Source organism: Bacillus methanolicus PB1, from assembly GCF_000262755.1.
Taxonomy (GTDB): Bacteria; Bacillota; Bacilli; order Bacillales; family Cytobacillaceae; genus Bacillus_Z; species Bacillus_Z methanolicus.
The window spans coordinates 79,535-95,222 of the sequence record NZ_AFEU01000002.1 but is presented as its reverse complement, the minus strand read 5'-3'; the positions used below and the strand labels follow the sequence as shown (position 1 = coordinate 95,222).

The 15,688-nt window shown below is 37.1% G+C and carries 18 protein-coding genes; 17 read left to right on the top strand and 1 reads right to left on the bottom strand.

Annotated elements, in window-relative coordinates; translation table 11 throughout:
* Positions 1 to 123: 123 nt before the first annotated feature.
* From PB1_RS05415 to PB1_RS05405, 3 genes are all read left to right on the top strand, one after another.
* On the top strand, positions 124 to 660 hold the full coding sequence (locus tag PB1_RS05415) for a sigma-70 family RNA polymerase sigma factor (RefSeq protein WP_003351246.1): 537 nt from the start codon (positions 124 to 126) through the stop codon (positions 658 to 660).
* A gap of 4 nt (positions 661 to 664) precedes the next feature.
* Positions 665 to 1,642, top strand: a complete 978-nt coding sequence (locus PB1_RS05410; protein WP_003351245.1) for a DUF4179 domain-containing protein — start codon at positions 665 to 667, stop codon at positions 1,640 to 1,642.
* A 365-nt stretch (positions 1,643 to 2,007) separates the two neighbouring features.
* Positions 2,008 to 2,826 (top strand): carbonic anhydrase, encoded by an 819-nt coding sequence (locus tag PB1_RS05405; RefSeq protein WP_003351243.1) that lies wholly within the window; start codon positions 2,008 to 2,010, stop codon positions 2,824 to 2,826.
* Between the two features lie 50 nt (positions 2,827 to 2,876).
* On the opposite strand, the gene PB1_RS05400 is transcribed toward PB1_RS05405, so the two are convergent.
* A complete protein-coding gene (locus PB1_RS05400) occupies positions 2,877 to 3,425 on the bottom strand; it encodes a DUF3231 family protein (protein ID WP_003351242.1) in 549 nt (182 codons plus the stop codon).
* Positions 3,426 to 4,154: 729 nt separating this feature from the next.
* Here PB1_RS05400 and PB1_RS05395 point away from each other — a divergent pair.
* The 14 genes from PB1_RS05395 to PB1_RS05330 are packed head-to-tail and all read left to right on the top strand — an operon-like array spanning position 4,155 to position 15,682.
* Complete coding sequence (locus tag PB1_RS05395) at positions 4,155 to 4,799, top strand: SAF domain-containing protein (protein WP_238533100.1); 645 nt, start codon at positions 4,155 to 4,157, stop codon at positions 4,797 to 4,799.
* 18 nt (positions 4,800 to 4,817) lie between these two features.
* Entirely contained in the window at positions 4,818 to 5,969 is a 1,152-nt protein-coding gene (locus tag PB1_RS05390; RefSeq protein WP_003351240.1) for a CpaE/TadZ family protein, read from the top strand.
* Between the two features lie 12 nt (positions 5,970 to 5,981).
* Complete coding sequence (locus tag PB1_RS05385; protein WP_003351239.1) at positions 5,982 to 7,334, top strand: TadA family conjugal transfer-associated ATPase; 1,353 nt, start codon at positions 5,982 to 5,984, stop codon at positions 7,332 to 7,334.
* Positions 7,331 to 8,257: a type II secretion system F family protein gene (locus PB1_RS05380; RefSeq protein ID WP_003351238.1), complete on the top strand. Its 927-nt coding sequence runs from the start codon at positions 7,331 to 7,333 to the stop codon at positions 8,255 to 8,257. The genes PB1_RS05385 and PB1_RS05380 overlap by 4 nt, the downstream gene beginning before the upstream one ends.
* Before the next feature lie 4 nt (positions 8,258 to 8,261).
* Complete coding sequence (locus tag PB1_RS05375; RefSeq protein ID WP_003351237.1) at positions 8,262 to 9,194, top strand: type II secretion system F family protein; 933 nt, start codon at positions 8,262 to 8,264, stop codon at positions 9,192 to 9,194.
* 24 nt (positions 9,195 to 9,218) lie between these two features.
* Positions 9,219 to 9,425, top strand: coding sequence for a hypothetical protein (locus PB1_RS05370; RefSeq protein ID WP_003351236.1), 207 nt, complete (start codon positions 9,219 to 9,221; stop codon positions 9,423 to 9,425).
* 41 nt (positions 9,426 to 9,466) lie between these two features.
* Positions 9,467 to 10,852 (top strand): vWA domain-containing protein, encoded by a 1,386-nt coding sequence (locus PB1_RS05365; protein WP_003351235.1) that lies wholly within the window; start codon positions 9,467 to 9,469, stop codon positions 10,850 to 10,852.
* Between the two features lie 12 nt (positions 10,853 to 10,864).
* Positions 10,865 to 12,475, top strand: a complete 1,611-nt coding sequence (locus PB1_RS05360; protein ID WP_003351233.1) for a hypothetical protein — start codon at positions 10,865 to 10,867, stop codon at positions 12,473 to 12,475.
* Positions 12,459 to 13,067 carry a hypothetical protein gene (locus PB1_RS05355; RefSeq protein WP_238533098.1) on the top strand — a complete coding sequence of 203 codons (609 nt, stop codon included), beginning with the start codon at positions 12,459 to 12,461 and terminating at the stop codon, positions 13,065 to 13,067. Before PB1_RS05360 ends, PB1_RS05355 begins: the two co-directional genes overlap by 17 nt.
* A gap of 46 nt (positions 13,068 to 13,113) precedes the next feature.
* Positions 13,114 to 13,497 (top strand): hypothetical protein, encoded by a 384-nt coding sequence (locus PB1_RS05350; protein WP_003351231.1) that lies wholly within the window; start codon positions 13,114 to 13,116, stop codon positions 13,495 to 13,497.
* Positions 13,490 to 14,155, top strand: coding sequence for a hypothetical protein (locus tag PB1_RS05345; protein ID WP_003351230.1), 666 nt, complete (start codon positions 13,490 to 13,492; stop codon positions 14,153 to 14,155). Before PB1_RS05350 ends, PB1_RS05345 begins: the two co-directional genes overlap by 8 nt.
* A 2-nt stretch (positions 14,156 to 14,157) precedes the next feature.
* Complete coding sequence (locus PB1_RS05340) at positions 14,158 to 14,592, top strand: hypothetical protein (RefSeq protein ID WP_003351229.1); 435 nt, start codon at positions 14,158 to 14,160, stop codon at positions 14,590 to 14,592.
* An 11-nt stretch (positions 14,593 to 14,603) separates the two neighbouring features.
* Positions 14,604 to 15,002, top strand: a complete 399-nt coding sequence (locus PB1_RS05335; RefSeq protein ID WP_034645067.1) for a TadE family protein — start codon at positions 14,604 to 14,606, stop codon at positions 15,000 to 15,002.
* On the top strand, positions 14,999 to 15,682 hold the full coding sequence (locus tag PB1_RS05330) for a hypothetical protein (RefSeq protein ID WP_003351227.1): 684 nt from the start codon (positions 14,999 to 15,001) through the stop codon (positions 15,680 to 15,682). The genes PB1_RS05335 and PB1_RS05330 overlap by 4 nt, the downstream gene beginning before the upstream one ends.
* Positions 15,683 to 15,688: the final 6 nt, after the last annotated feature.

The window sequence follows — 15,688 nt, the reverse complement described above, 5'->3', positions numbered from 1 at the left end:
TCTTTCCACAAATCATTCTTAGTTTATTCTAAGGGCATACTGTATTTTTAAAATTTGATAGGATTTAATAATAACCAACGTATTATTAAACGGATACGGAAAATCAAATAAGGAGGACTGAAGGTGCGTGTAACAGAAGAAAATGTTGTTCAGCAATTAAAGTTAAAAAATGAAGAAAGCATTTCTTATGTACTTAAAACATATGGTGGTCTACTCAATGCAATTATTCGAAAATATCTTCAAGGAAATGAATTAGACGTAGAGGAATGTTTGGCAGATGTATTAGTTTCGGTTTGGTTTCATATTGATTCATTTGACCCTACAAAAAATGAATTTAAGCAGTGGATTGCAGCTATTGCTAAGTACAGAGCAATTGATTATGTACGAAAGTCCGAAAAAGAAAAGCAACATATAAGTAAATTTGAATTGGATGAAAGGTTATCTGGTCAATCTGTTTCAGAGACATACATGTTCGATATGGAAATCTTGTTAAATGAACTTTCTGATGTCGAACGGACTATTTTTAATAAATATTATATCGAGGGCGTACCCTCTAGAGAAATTGCGGCTTATTTTAAATCGAAGGAGTCTTGGGTGCATAATAAGCTGTCTAGAGGTAGAAAAAAGTTAAAAAACATCTTATTAAGAGATGAGGGATAATAATATGTCTATTTTTAAAGACCTAAATGATGTCAAATTAGATTTAAGTGAATTTGAAGAAGTGCCACTGTCAAAACATGAACAAAAAAGAATTTTAAAAAAGGTAAAAAAGGAAATTTATTCAAGGAAACCGAAGAAAAAATGGCTAGGAGTAGGGATTGCTTCTGTTGCTGTTTGTATTCTTAGCTTATCTCTAACAATTGATAAAGGAACTATCGCAAGCATGCCGTTTGTAGGTGGAGTCATTGAAAAATATATAAATTCAAATGAAAATCTCGATTATTCGACATATAAAACGGCTATTGGAGAAACGGCTGAAAATGAACTTGGAAAATTAACATTAAATGAAGTCGTGATGGACGACCGACAATTATTTTTAAGTGCCACATTCGAGCCAGCAGAGCATGTAGACTTTGACTACCAGACGTATATTACACCAAAAGTAAAAATCAACGGTAAGGTTTATACGGTCACAACAGGAGGACAGTCTGTTGAATTAAATAATAAAATGTTCATGATTTATAATGATATTGATTTGGAACACCCCATAAAAACAGAAAACGTTCAAATTGAAATTAGCTATGACACCTGGAATTTTGATACAAAAATTGAACAACCTTGGACGTTTAATGTAAAAGTATCACAAGCAAAATTATTAGAAGAGAAAAAAGTGTTTGAAATAAATAAAACAATCACGTTAAATAATGGAGAAAATGTAACCATTAAAAAGGTAGTGACAACACCTATTTCAACAACTGTATATTATGATTTGTCACAAAGTAAGAGCGAGAATGTTTATTTTAAAATCCAATCTAAGGATGGTATACTGAAGCCATATTCATCAGCTTTTACTTCCAATAATTTAGGTGATGTGTCTTTTGTTCGCTTTTATGGGTTAAAATTCGAACAAACTAAATATTTCTTAGTGGCTTATGATTCTAAAGGTCATCAGTTAAGCAAAGTATCTATTCCCATTAATTAAGTTTTGGGGTGTTTTGTTCAAATAGCAACGATGTTCTTTTTTCAAACGGGTGGGGCTGTCCAAAAAGTCAGGGTATCTGACTTTATGGACAGCCCCCCTCATTTGGACATGCTAATCAAATTTCATCGCTCTCTTAAAGATCATCCGTGCCGTACCATGAATGCCTGATATTGTTCTGTATGAAAGTCCTTTCTTGTGTTTAATGAACAAAAAATGGAAATAATTTCTTGTTACCGTGCCGCTAGACCCATTGTTCGTGTTTCCGATCTTATTCGGATGCTTCTTTAGTAGCTTTAAATAATTTGCTTGGTTCGTATAATTTTAAGAAGAATTATGAAAAAACAGGAAAAAGGAGAAAGATATCAATGATGAAGAAAATACTGATATATCCATTTTTAGCTGTATCTTTAAGTTTGTCATTAGGAGCTTGTTCGGAAAAAACTGCGGAAACAACTGGTACGAATCAAAGCGAAGCAAAAGAGGTTAAAAGTACACACACTGTTCATTGGTCCTATAAAGGGGAAACAGGACCTGAACACTGGGGAGAATTAGATCCGGCAAACTCAACATGTGTCAATGGAAGCGAACAATCACCAATTAATATTGAGTTCTCCCATGTGAAAGCAGATAAAAAATTAGAAAGTATTCATATTCAGTATAAGCCGACACCTTTTTCACTCGTAAACAACGGTCATACAGTTCAGGGTAATGCCAAAACAGATAGCAACATCATTGTCGTTGAAGGTAATGAGTACAAACTCGTTCAATTTCATTTCCATACTCCGAGTGAACATCAATATAATGGAAATAATTATGATATGGAACTGCACCTCGTACATAAAGACGCAAATGGAAAGCTTGCCGTCCTTGGAGTGATGATTCAAGAAGGAAAAGAAAATGAAAAGCTGGCATCTGTTTGGGATGTATTGCCTAAGAAAGAAACAGAAAAAGAAATATCCATAAAAGAATCGGTAGATTTACAAGCTTTACTGCCTCAAGACAAAACGTCTTTCCATTATAACGGTTCCTTAACGACGCCTCCTTGTACGGAAGAAGTAAAATGGGTCATTTTTAAGCAGCCAATTGAAATGTCAAAAGAACAAATTCAGGCATTCCAGCAAATCTTCCCTGATAACCATCGCCCGGTTCGACCTTTAAACGAACGCGAAATTATTAGAGATTAGGGAAATAAAGGGAAAAGCCCCCTAAATTAAGGAGGCTAAATGAAAACTTTCTATACGTGTGCAGGTTCAGGAATTTGTACGTGAAGAGGTGGAGGAATTAACCACCCTTTTTCTTTATTTATCCGTAATAATCTTACTCCATATTGTGCTTTTGTGATATGGAATTGTCCAAACATCATGCCAATGTCTTCTCTTATCGACTGCCCCATAACTTGACTACATGCAACTAGTCCAGCCGCAATATCTTTAGCTACAGACGCAGCAATTTCAGGATCACTAAATCTTGCCCCAACTGGAATACTTTCTAATGACGCTGATGGTCTTTCAGGTGGGGAAGGTGGTAGACCAATACCATTGGCTTTTAACAAATCTTCTATTTGTTCTATTTCTTGCTTCATCGTTTGGATAATATCCTCAAGAAACTTTTTAAGGTCAGTATCACCAGCATGGTTGATTAATGTTTGGTACCCAGCTAAATAGCCTTTTGTACCAGATAGATAACTCCAAACACCAAAAACTTCACCGTAGTGCATCGGTTCATTTTGTGGATTATCACTTAATATTCCCATAATTGTCCTCCCTAGTTTAAATATATCCATTTTGCGACCTCCCTTTCTCAACGTATGGTCACGTTTTTTATAATCCCAAAAAAGAAAGACGCTATTCGCCATTTATTATGATGGTTATTAAAGGAATATATTGTAATTTAAACATAATTGGTTTTATATATTCCTTAACGAATAGTGTCTAATGAAGCTGGGAACATTATTTTTTAAAAAGGAAGGAAACCATGCACTCAAAAGGATGTCTTTCTTGTTTTTAGTGATTTTTCAATCGCAGCCGATCCTTTTATTGCACACCAAAAAAGAGAAATAAGTCCTACAAAATTTAACATTTGTAACATAAATTACAAAAAATTAATAAAAACAAAAAAACATTTTGAAATTTCCTCTCTTTTCCTCCTACTTCCCAATCCGACTTTTTCCCTAAAAAAAATCTTGATTTCTAAATTTTGTAAGGAAAATATACCAGACAAACTTCGACAAACTCATTCGCAAGTTTGACAGCATTGTGAACAAATGGTAGTAAATTAAGTAAAAAGCAAGAATTTTTTTCTAAATATTGGGTTTGTTTGATAAAAAGTAAAGAATTATTCTCCAGTTTTTGTATATATATCAAAAAATAACGTATTTTAGGAGAGAAGATGCAGGATGTTGGAGTCGAAGAGAAGAGCCTCAATATTTTTAATTCTTGCCTTCCTTTTAGCTTTGGCGGCGGGATATTTAGTTTTACAGAAGGTTAAGGATCTAAATGCTGAACTGGGAGGAATGACAAAAATTTATGTTGCCAAGGAAGACATTCCGGCACGGACTCTTATTCAGGAAAGTCAAATTACAACAATGGAGATACCGAACAGGTTCGTGAATAAGGCTCATGTGACGGATAAAGATGATTTAGTGAATATGGTACTGGTTGTACCTTTATCTAAAGAAGAGATCATCGCCAAAAACATGCTCAAGCCTTTTTCTGAATTACGTCAAGAGAACAATCGATTAGTGGCCATGTATCCTTCTGAAAAAGTCCAGTTTGATCAGGTGATCGAAACTTTAGATAGAGTTGATATTATTGTTTCCACTGAAAATAACGGAAAGCCAACAACGGAAATTTTTATGAGAGATGTACCGGTAGCATTTGCACAAGGGGAAGGAGAGAAATTTGCAGGGGTTGCCCTGGAAGTCAGTATAGAGGATGCTCCGAAACTGATACATATTCAAAATTATGCAGATAAAGTTAGAGTGCTAAAAGCAAATGTAGGTAAGGACGATTCAGAAGCCTTAACCAATGAATCGCAAGAAGCTGCTAAGCAAGCGGCAGTAAAGAAACAATCAAATGGGAATCAACCACATACAAAACCAGCTGCTAATCCTTCTGAACAAAAAACAGAGCCTGCAAATGGCAAAAAGCCAAAATAATAAGCATGAGGGAATACGATGGAACCGAAACTTAAAATTTTATTAGTTAGTGATGATGAGGTCATTCACAATCAAATTTTAAATGCTGTTTCAGGCAGTTATACTGTTCAATTAATCAACACCGGAGATGTGGTCCGCGAAGTGAACAGAGATGTTCAGGATATTGTGATTTATGTACAGCCTGAAAGTGATATTGCTGTAGAAAGCATTCAGTATATTAAGTCGGTAAGCCCGTCCACATTAGTGATTTTTATCGCTAAAGGCTACGATTTTACCCAGCTGAGAAACATTACAAAAGCGGGAGCTGTCGAATTTTTTGTTTATCCTGAAGAACATAGTTTGTTTGTGAGCCGCTTTCCTACAATTTTTCAAAACTATGAAATTCAGAAAATAAAAAAAGATGAGATTTTTTCGCCTTTTGCCAGGGGAAGAGGGCAAATTCTCTCTATTTTTAGCGGAAACGGGGGCAGCGGGAAATCGAATCTTGCTGCAGCCTTGGCGCAAACCATCAAGCTCGAGTCGACGGCGGAGGTTATTCTGATTGATTTGAATCTGCAATTCGGCGGGATTGAAACGCTTCTTTCCATTCAATCCAACCGATCTATTGCAGACTTGACTCCGGTTATTAATGAGTTAAACGAAAGCCATATCCGCAATGTCTCGCAGAAACTTGACACCTCTAAGCTCGATGTGCTCATCAGTCCGTGTGATGCTGAAGCTTCAGAAATAATTACAGAAGAATTTGTCGCCAAACTGCTTAGAACTTGCAGACGTAGCTTTGATTTTGTCGTTGTGGATTTGCCATCCTTTATCAACAGCCAGGTTGTTACCGCACTGGAAGAATCCGATCAAATTTTCTATGTCCTTACTCCGGATACGCCTGCTTTGAAAGTATTAAAACAATTTGAAGAACTTGCAGTCAGATTGGGAATTGAACTTCCTTCAAGAACGTCGATCATCCTTAACAAAATCGGAAAGGAAAATGAAATCCAGGAAAAGGATTTAAAAAGTGTTCTCAGATTTCCAATTGCTGCATCCGTTCGCTTTGATCATAAAGGGCTTCAGCCTTTCCTAAATAAAGGGGAGCCGGTAAGAAAAACAGCAAAAGAGAAAAGACTCATTCCTTTTGCGAAAGATGTGAAAAAATGGGCGCTTTCTGTATTGAAATAGGGGGATTTGCTAATGGCATCTTTATTTGAAAAGCGCAAAGAGAAAATGATAAGTTCAGCAAAGCTTCAATCCTATCAATATGAGAACCATCTTGTCGATGAACTGGTAGAACATTATAAGGCAAGATTGCTTAGGGATACAAACCTTGAGGCGCTTACTAAGCTTTCCCAGGGAGAGATGAGGTTAAGGATTGAACAGCTTGTAAGCCAATTTATGGCGGAAGAAAAAGTCATTATCTCCCGCCATGATAAAGAAATTTTGATTACCCGCATTCTTGATGAATCAGTGGGATATGGCCCCCTGGAGCCTTTAATCAATGACTTGTCTATTACAGAGATCTTAATAAACGGCTGGAACGAAGTGTATGTAGAGCGGTTTGGAAAACTTGAACTAACGGAAGTGAAATTTCGTGACGATGACCATGTTCGCCATATCGTGGACCGGATTGTCGCTCCGATTGGAAGAAGGATCGATGAAAGTTCACCGATGGTTGATGCCCGCTTGCCTGATGGCAGCCGGGTAAACGCGGTCATTCCGCCGATTAGTTTAAACGGCACATTAGTTTCCATCCGGAAATTCCGAAAAGAACCGTTTAAGATGGAGGATCTTATAAACTTTCATACTCTTAACTCCGCAATGGCCGATTTTCTTGACGGCATTGTTAAGGCGAAGATGAATACGTTAATATCCGGCGGTACGGGAAGCGGGAAAACAACGATTTTAAATGTTCTTGCTGCTTCTATTCCATACGAAGAACGGGTCATCACGATTGAGGACTCTGCAGAGCTGCGGATGGACCGCCCAAACGTTGTCGGTTTGGAAGCGAGACCGGCAAACGTAGAGGGAAGAGGGGAAGTTACCATCCGGCAGCTTGTGAAAAACGCACTCCGGATGAGACCGGACAGGATCATTGTTGGAGAGGTGCGAAGCGGAGAAGCATTTGACATGCTTCAGGCCATGAACACAGGTCATGAAGGATCGATTACAACCGTTCACGCCAATTCACCTGATGATGCCCTCCGGCGTGTGGAAGCAATGGTTGTCATGGCCGGCATGGAGCTTCCAAGCCATATCATTAGAGAATATATCATTGGTGCACTCGATATTATCATTCAGGCTGCAAGGCTTACTGATGGAACCCGGAAAATTATTTCCGTTTCTGAAGTAATTAAAAGATCGAACGGTTCCCATGAGATAAAAGAAATATTTCATTTTAAAAGAATAGGACTGAAATCGGATGGAACGATTGAAGGATATTTTACACCGACAGGTTACATTCCTGAATGCCTGGACAGATTAAAAGTTTTCGGAATTTCAATTCCGGAGGCAGCCTTTACTCCCGTATATGAGGAGGTGAATCAATGATACCGTTCATGATCGCCACTGCAGCAGCTTTTTCTTTTATTCTCTCGATCTATTACTTTTTGGATTATCGGAAAGATAAGCGGGAATGGAGAAAGACCGTAAACGATTTTTATCATGGAGGAAAAAAGCGAAAAAGCATCATCGTTTTAATGGGAGACCGGTTTGATCAAACGGAAGCGGCCCAGCCGATTTATGAAAAGCTGCGGGCAGCAAACATACCGTTCACGCCTTCCGAATATATAGGCGCGTTGATCGTTTCCTATATGGGCATCATCATTATCTTGCAAAATTTTTTCAGTATTAAATTTCCGATTAACTTTGTTGTTGCAGGGCTCGTGCTAGAGGCTGGAAAAAGGGTGCTTTTTCTAGTGAGAAAGAATCGGATGAAGCAGCGGATTGTTGAGCAGCTCCCCGAAATTTGCCGTACTCTTGCAAATGCTACCCGGTCAGGAATGACGCTAACCCAAGGAATCAATCTCGTTGCCCAGGAAGTAAGTCAGCCGGCTAAAGGGGAATTTCAAAGGCTAGCACAGGAAATTGCTTTAGGCATTGATTTTAATTCAGCACTAAAAGCAATGGAAAAACGAATTGAAAGCAGGGAATTTCAGTTGTTTGTCGCCACTTTGCTGATCCAAAAGAAAGCAGGAGGAAACCTTTTCTCTGTGTTGGATGAAATGAGCCAGACTCTCGAAGAACGAAAAATTCTGCAGCAGGAAATTAAAACGATGACAGCCGAGCAAAGATATATTTCGTATCTTGTTCCAGCTATCCCTATTTTTCTAGTTTTAATGATGAACAATGTGGTAGATGGATTTTTGGATCCTTTATTTTCCGGGATAGGGATTATTCTCTTGATATTTTTCTTGGGAGGGACTGTTTTAACATTCATTCTTGTTAGAAAGGTAACCAATATAAGGGTGTGAAAAGATGGATGGATTAATTGTCATTGTTATTAGCTTGTCCCTCATTTTTCTAGTCCTTTCCTTGAGAAGTTTTTATAACTATTTAGTATCGAAAGAAAAACTGAAAGAGGAAATTAAGGAAAAAACGTTTATCTACAATGCTTTTGAAAAGAAAGTTACGAGAAAAGATAAGGCCATTTCGAAAATGCTGCAATATGCCGATGACTTTACCGCGATAGGACAGAGGATAAATTTTTTCAGTGAGAATCACGATGTTCAAAAACTGCTGATGCAGGCAGGTTTTCCTTATCAATTAACAGTAGAGAGATTCCAGGGATTAAAAATTTTTCTTCTCGTCGTCGGTCTGATCATTGGGGGAATTTCACTCGTATTAAGGCTGCCTTTTGCAGAGATTGCCGTCATTTTGTTCCCTGTTGCCGGCTATATGGGGGCGATTTTCTGGCTTAAACAAAAGGCGAAAAACCGTCAGGAGGAATTATCGTTTCAGCTGCCTGATTTTTTGGACACAATGAGTGTCACCCTTCAGGCGGGTGTCGGCTTGGATCAAGCTTTGCGTGATATCGTTCCTTATTTTGAAGGACCAATCAAGGATGAATTTGGCCGATTTATTCAGGAAACAGATGTTGGCGTTCCGAGGACAGAAGCATACCGGTCGCTCCTTGACCGAAACGACAGCCGGGAATTTCAAATGCTGATTAAATCGCTTATCCAGGGAGAGAGACTCGGGGTTCCGATTTCCAGGACGTTTAAACAACAGGCTGAAGAAATGAGGAAAATCAAGAAAGAAAAAATAAAAGAACAGGCAGCGAAAGCATCTCCGAAAGTAACATTGATCACGACGTTCATCGTCATGCCTTCCGCCCTTATCTTAATTGGCGGCTTAATGGTGATCAATATGTTTAATGATAATCGTAATCTATTTAATTTATTTAAATAAAAAAATTTAAAAGGAGAGATTGACATGAAAAAAATGATGATGAAAGTTTGGACGAAAATGATGTATCCGGTGAAAAATGAAAAAGGTGCTCAGTCTTTAGAGTGGCTTGGATTGGCGGCGTTGTTGATTTTGGTGTTAGGGATTATATCCCAGGCAGTGGATGGCCAAAAAGATGGAATTGGAAAAGTAATTGAAAATATATTAAATAAAATTAATCAAATGGTTGGATAGAAAGGGGATTTACCCATTTATATTGAAAGGCTGGTTGAAAAGTGAAGACATTATTAAAATCCCTATTTTTATTTCTTATAATACTAACCGTTTTATCAGCATGTAACAAGGAAGAGAAAGAAGTAGATGGCCAAGTAAAACAGCAAGCTGCTGACCAACCAACAAAACAAGTATCTGAAAAAGAAGATGAAAACAAAAATAGACATGAGGATGAGAGTATTGAACCAGAACCACTTCCGAGCACATATGAGGAGTTAGCTGCTCTTCCAGTTGGTGAACACGTTAATTTTAATCCTAAATTGGGCGAACCTGAAAAGACCCTTGAGGCCTTTAAAGGTTTGCCTGATATTTCATCTAATCCTTCAAAAAAAGAGTTGGACCATTTTTATAGAGAATTGTTAAAAATGGTGCAGAAAGATTTTAAAGGGCCGGAGGCCCTTATTAGACAGTTGCGGTTCCAATCAATTGGAAACCCGGATGTTGAAGATTCAAGATATCAGTTCAAAGAAAACCTGAATGTAGAAATTATTTTGGATGCATCAGGAAGTATGGCCCAATCAATCGGCGGAAAGGTGAAAATGGATGCTGCAAAAGATTCGATTCTAGATTTTGTGAACCAGCTTCCTGAAGGAGCGAAAGTCGGGCTACGAGTTTACGGGCATAAAGGCAGCAATGCAGATTCAGATAAGAAACTATCTTGTAGCAGCAGTGAAATTATGTATCCAATTTCACCATATAATGAAGGAAAATTTCAATCTGCTCTTAATAAAATCAAGCCGACCGGTTGGACGCCAATCGGATTGGCTCTTAGAGAATCAAAAAAAGATTTGGATCAATTTGAGGGAACGAATAACACAAATATTGTTTACCTTGTAAGTGATGGAGTGTCTACATGTGATGACAATCCTGTTCAAGCAGCAAAAGATTTATACAATTCAAATATCTCTCCTATTATCAATGTAATTGGATTTGATGTAGATGCTGAAGGTCAAAATCAACTAATTCAAATTGCTGATGCAACTGAGGGTATCTATCAGAAAGTAAATGATGAAAGTGAACTAAAAAAAGAGCTTGAGAAAATAACGGACTTGGCTGAAACGTGGATAGATTGGAAAGAAAAAAACATGCAAAAGATAGAACGCAAAAAAATCCAAAATGAACTTGATATCTTTGGCTACATTACAGGTGAAGAATACAATGCTTCATTTGAAAGGACTGAGATTGAATTAATTATTAGTATATTAGAGCAAAGTGGAAAAATGGATGATGATTCTCAGCAATATTTAGATCAGAAAAATAAGGAATATCATGATTGGATCTTATCTGAAGTTGGTAAGTTTAAAGAAGAATTGAAAAAACTTAATGAAAAAAGTTATGCAGAAGCAATAAAAACTTTGGAAGAAAAGTATCAGCAAAATACCCAGTAAAGGGGTGAAAAAATGAGTGAAAGGATCTTAAGCAGGCTAGCTGCTCTTTTGATGATTGCTGTCTTTCTATTTTGGAACTCTTTTCCGATCATCAGCTGTGCAGGAAGTTTTATCACCCCTGGAAAGCCAATAAATCCAGGGAAAGCATTGACTCCTGGGCAACCGATTAAGGGAGGCCAATTTATCATTCCGGGTCAGGTATATAATCCCGGAAAAGCAATTGCAACGGGAGAAGCGGCAGCACCAGGGAAAACAGGGGGAGCTTCCGGCCAGCCGATACTACCGAAGAGCCCGTATCAAAATGGGACATTTATCATTCCAAACGCACCGCAGGTTCCACCTGGATCTCTATACTGGCAATTAAGGAATTTAGAGACAGGTGGCGCACTTCAAGGGGGAACCCCTATAAATGGAGGAAATAGTTCTGTAGACGGCCAAGGTCCGAGCGGCGGTAAAGGAATAAATGGAGTCCAGGGGCCAAATGGCGGTCAAAGTATAAATGGTAGTCAAGCACCGAACGGAGGCCAAGGGTTAAATGGGGGTCAAGCTCAAAACGGCGGCCAAGGTATTAACGGGGGTCAGGGACTAAATGGTGGTCAAAGCTTAAGTGGAGGCGCTCCAAATGGAGGTAAAGGTATTAATGGAGGCCGGGGACCGAATAGCGGTCAGAGCCAAAATGGAGGTAGTCTTCCGGAGAATATCAGCTCATCTAAAAATGAAGGGAGTACAAGTTCCCAAACGAGTGAAGGTGGTTGGGGGCAAACACTTTTTGAATTCTACAAAAATAAGATCAAGAAATTTGGAACTGATGTTATTTTTGCAGCAGATAACATAGCCCAAGGGGTTGTTGCCAGTATAGCGGGATATAAATTTATCGACCATCCTAAAAAGGGCGGGTACAAATTTCTTGGGAATAGAAAATCCGATAACAAAATAATGCAATGGTTTTTAGATCGATACTCAAAGGATATTAAAAATAACAAACGAAACTATAATGATTTTGAAAAGAAAGAATTTTTAAAAAGCAAAGGTCTGGCAGGATTTAAAGAAACCCTTAAAAAGAGCATTAGAGATAGTTGGATCCCTTTTTATAAAAAAGAAACACAAGTTAAGATAAAGGGACAGAAAATACCGAAAATTGAAACAAAATGGGCAATAAACAAAGATTTTTTCAAAGTGTCAAAGATGTTAAAAGGTAATGGTGTAACTAATTGGATTTTGACAACTGGACAAACAATTTATGACTACACTCTAGGAAGCAAAAAAGATAAATTTAATACAACTGACTTTTATGCCGATTTATCAACAGATGTCACTATAGGTGCAGGAACGACTTTAGTTTCTGCCATTGCAAGCAGTATTGCAGTCGGTGCGGTTGGAGGATCAGTAATTCCTGGTGCAGGCACTATTGCTGGAGCAGCGGCAGGTTTAATTGTTGGAATAGGTTCATATTTCTTTATGAATTCACGACCTGGGAAAGCACTTCGCTCTGTTATTCGTAACGGATTTAAATGGGGCTATGACAAATTGTCTTCGGCCGGTAAAGCAATGGGGAGTAAAATATCTGAGGTCGGCGCAAAATTGAAGTCTGGTCTGAAGAAATTAGGTGGTATGTTTGGATAGACAGGAACGAATTAAGTTAAAAGACAGTAAAATAGGTTCTGCATTTTTCTTTCTTTATTTTTGTGCGCTTTTAGCAAGTGCTCTTCCTGACTGGTCTTGGGCTTACGGACTCGTAAATTTAAGTTTAGCGACGGTATCAATACTATTGATTATTAGATCATGGATGAAAAGGGATCATTCAAAACGCTATTTTTCGATTATGAGTTATTTGCTTCTTTTTACAATGGCTTTTTGTTTTTCACAACCGATTATTCGTTTAATGATTATAGCTGGAAGTAAAATTTGGATATTGTTAATCATTTTATGGGTAACAGTGCTATTAATCACTACCCTTATGAAAGAAAAGATTTTCCATTCTTTTTCTGAACCTAATAAATCAAAAGCAAGTATTGCCCTTCACCTATTATTGTTCTTAATAGTTATAGCTGCGCCTTTTTTGATCATGATTGGGAGTTTAGTATTGCAACAATTTATTAGAATAGATGCTACTTTTATGATGTGCGGATTTCTTATGTATATTCTCTCGATGATCCTGTTGGTTATTCTTCCTGGTTTTTTAAAAAAGCCGGAAGAAGTAATCGCACAAAAATAGAGGGAGCTTTTGCTCTCTCTTAAATCCATTAGAATGGGGTAAAGATATGTTTGACTTTACAGGCTTTTTAAAAACGCTTAGCATCCCTTTAGTTTATTTAATAATCGCTGGTTTGATTTTGGGTTTTTTAAATGTAAGAAGTTTTCAAATGATCATTTTACTTCTGTTCATTCCGAGCTATCTTTTCACGGGAATTTTTAGTCCGTATTGGAACTCTAAAACGCCTTATTTTTCCAGTTATTTATCTAGTCTTACCCTAAGCTTTCTAAATATTCTATCAGGACAATATTTATTTGGTTTTGATACATTAACGAATTCAGAAGGGATGAATAGAGCGTTAGTGTTTAGTACGAGTTTCTCACTTATGATTACTTATTTATTTTTAATCATTAGAAAGAAGAATAGAAATAGGGAGACTCAAAATGCTTAAAGATATATTGGATACGTATAACAGAAATCTCATAAGTATTATCATCCTCTGTTTAATTCTCGTTATTCCAGTCAATTTTATTTCGATGATGTTTGTTATTTATGTTTCCGCCTCAGATCATTTTAGCTACCCAGGTCTTGTGAAATTATGTATATTACTCATTAATTTTATTATCCTTTTTCCGCCATTTAGTTTAATGACCATGAATGATTTGGAAGATCGAGAAAGCGGGTTAAAGGATTATTTTCTTGCTTTTATTGGGAATTTTTCATTCCTTCTTATATTTACATTTATCGTATTTGCTCTTTCTCTAGTTGGAGCAGTGTTTTTGTTCATTCCGACTCTTTTGGGTGCTGTATTTATTTTTCTAACTCCGGTTTATTTACATTCTAATAGCTTAAAAGATAATTTTTCGAAAGTATGGATTTCTTTAAAAACAGAGAACATTTTTATTCTAATAGACATTATGATGCTAGTCTCTCTTCAGCTATTAGTGTGGCTTCTTGCCGCATTGTTAGTAGACCAATTTGATAACAATGTTTTTGTATATATTGCGCTTAGAGTCTTGGTCAATACTTTATTGTTTCCGTTCTTTTATATATATATCACTAGAAAATACGGTGAAGTTTCATATAAAACAGACAGGGAGATTGCTTAACAATGAATAACGAAGTGTTGATGAGAGAAAGCGGATTTAAAAAAACAAATGTGATTTTCATTGTATTAATGTCTTTCATTACTTTCGGGGTATATATATGTTATTGGTTTTTAAGCCGTAAAGATTCATTTACAAAACTGCAGGCCAAAGATTGGATTCCGTATAAATGGTGGATATTTTTCCTTGTTTTCACCACAATTTCTTTTCTTTACTCTTTTATGGGGAGCTTGGTGTTTACTGACTATGGATTAGCTATATTAGACAGTTATGATGTGATTATTACGTTTTATTTTTTAGGCTGTCTTTATTATTCTGTATTTCGTGCCAGAGAGATGATAGAAAATCATTTAAATGAAAGTATTTTCAAACCTTGGCTGCTCGTTATTTTTCATATTTGGTATCTTCAATACAAACTAAATAAGCTTGGAGAAAAGTAGGGATCATGACAATGTTTAAAAATCAAAAAGCCAATAATGAAACAGGCTCTGTAAGCATTGAATTTCTCGGTATCCTTCCGTTTTACTTTATGTTTTTCCTGCTTCTCTGGCAGGTGGTAGCTTCAGGGTATGCGGTATTCACTGCTAAAACAGCGGTCAATAATGCGGCAAAAACGTATGCGGCTACAAATAAGATAGATCAAGCAGAGAAATCTGCTAAAGAAACTCTCGGCAGCAGTAACGTTATAAAATATAAAGACCTTGTCCCCACGGATTTAGGAAACGGGAAGTTTAAATTAGTTTTGTATACGGATCACTCCCTTACGTTTATTCCGAAACAATGGAAAGAAAAAGCTTCTTTAGAATTGGAGCAGGAAGCCATCGGCAAGGTGCTGGTGCCAAAGCCATGAAATATGTCCAAAATGAAAAAGGCAATGCTACATTTTATCTGCTCTGGCTCCTGGGCATAGTGGCGATCATTTTTGTCCTTATTATTAATATTGTTAAAGTATACATAGTAAAAGAGCATGCCAATCTTGCCGTTGAACAGGCGGCATTGGCCGGTACAGCTGTTTTGTTAGAGAAAACGAAGGAAGCCGTTGAGGAATTTGATACAAGTACTGACCCTTTATATTTAATACAATCGGGCCTTCAAAAGTCCACTGATAATGGAAATAGCGTCGGGGATCTAATTGAGGAAAAGAAGAAGGAGTACATGGACAACGGAGCAGATGAGGCAGATGCTTATATAAAAGCAGCGAATGAGATCTTACCTGAAAAATTACAGAAATACTCACTTTTGAAATATGAATTTACGAAACGCTTTGGCAGTTCCGGCTCTGAAATTCCGGATAAAGTTCGTTCGACTGTACAAGACATTATTATTGAAAATAAAGCAAATACCGGAGATACAGAAATAGAGTTCTCACAAGAAAAATGGCGCCTCGAAATTAAATCTACCACAACATTTGAATCTATTTCTGATCATAAATTTATTTCGAAGTTCTTGGAAGATATCCCGCAAGAAGGATATGGCCCAACGCTTAAATATCTGGAGAGTGTTTATACTGAGACTGGTATACTGCCATGAGAAAAT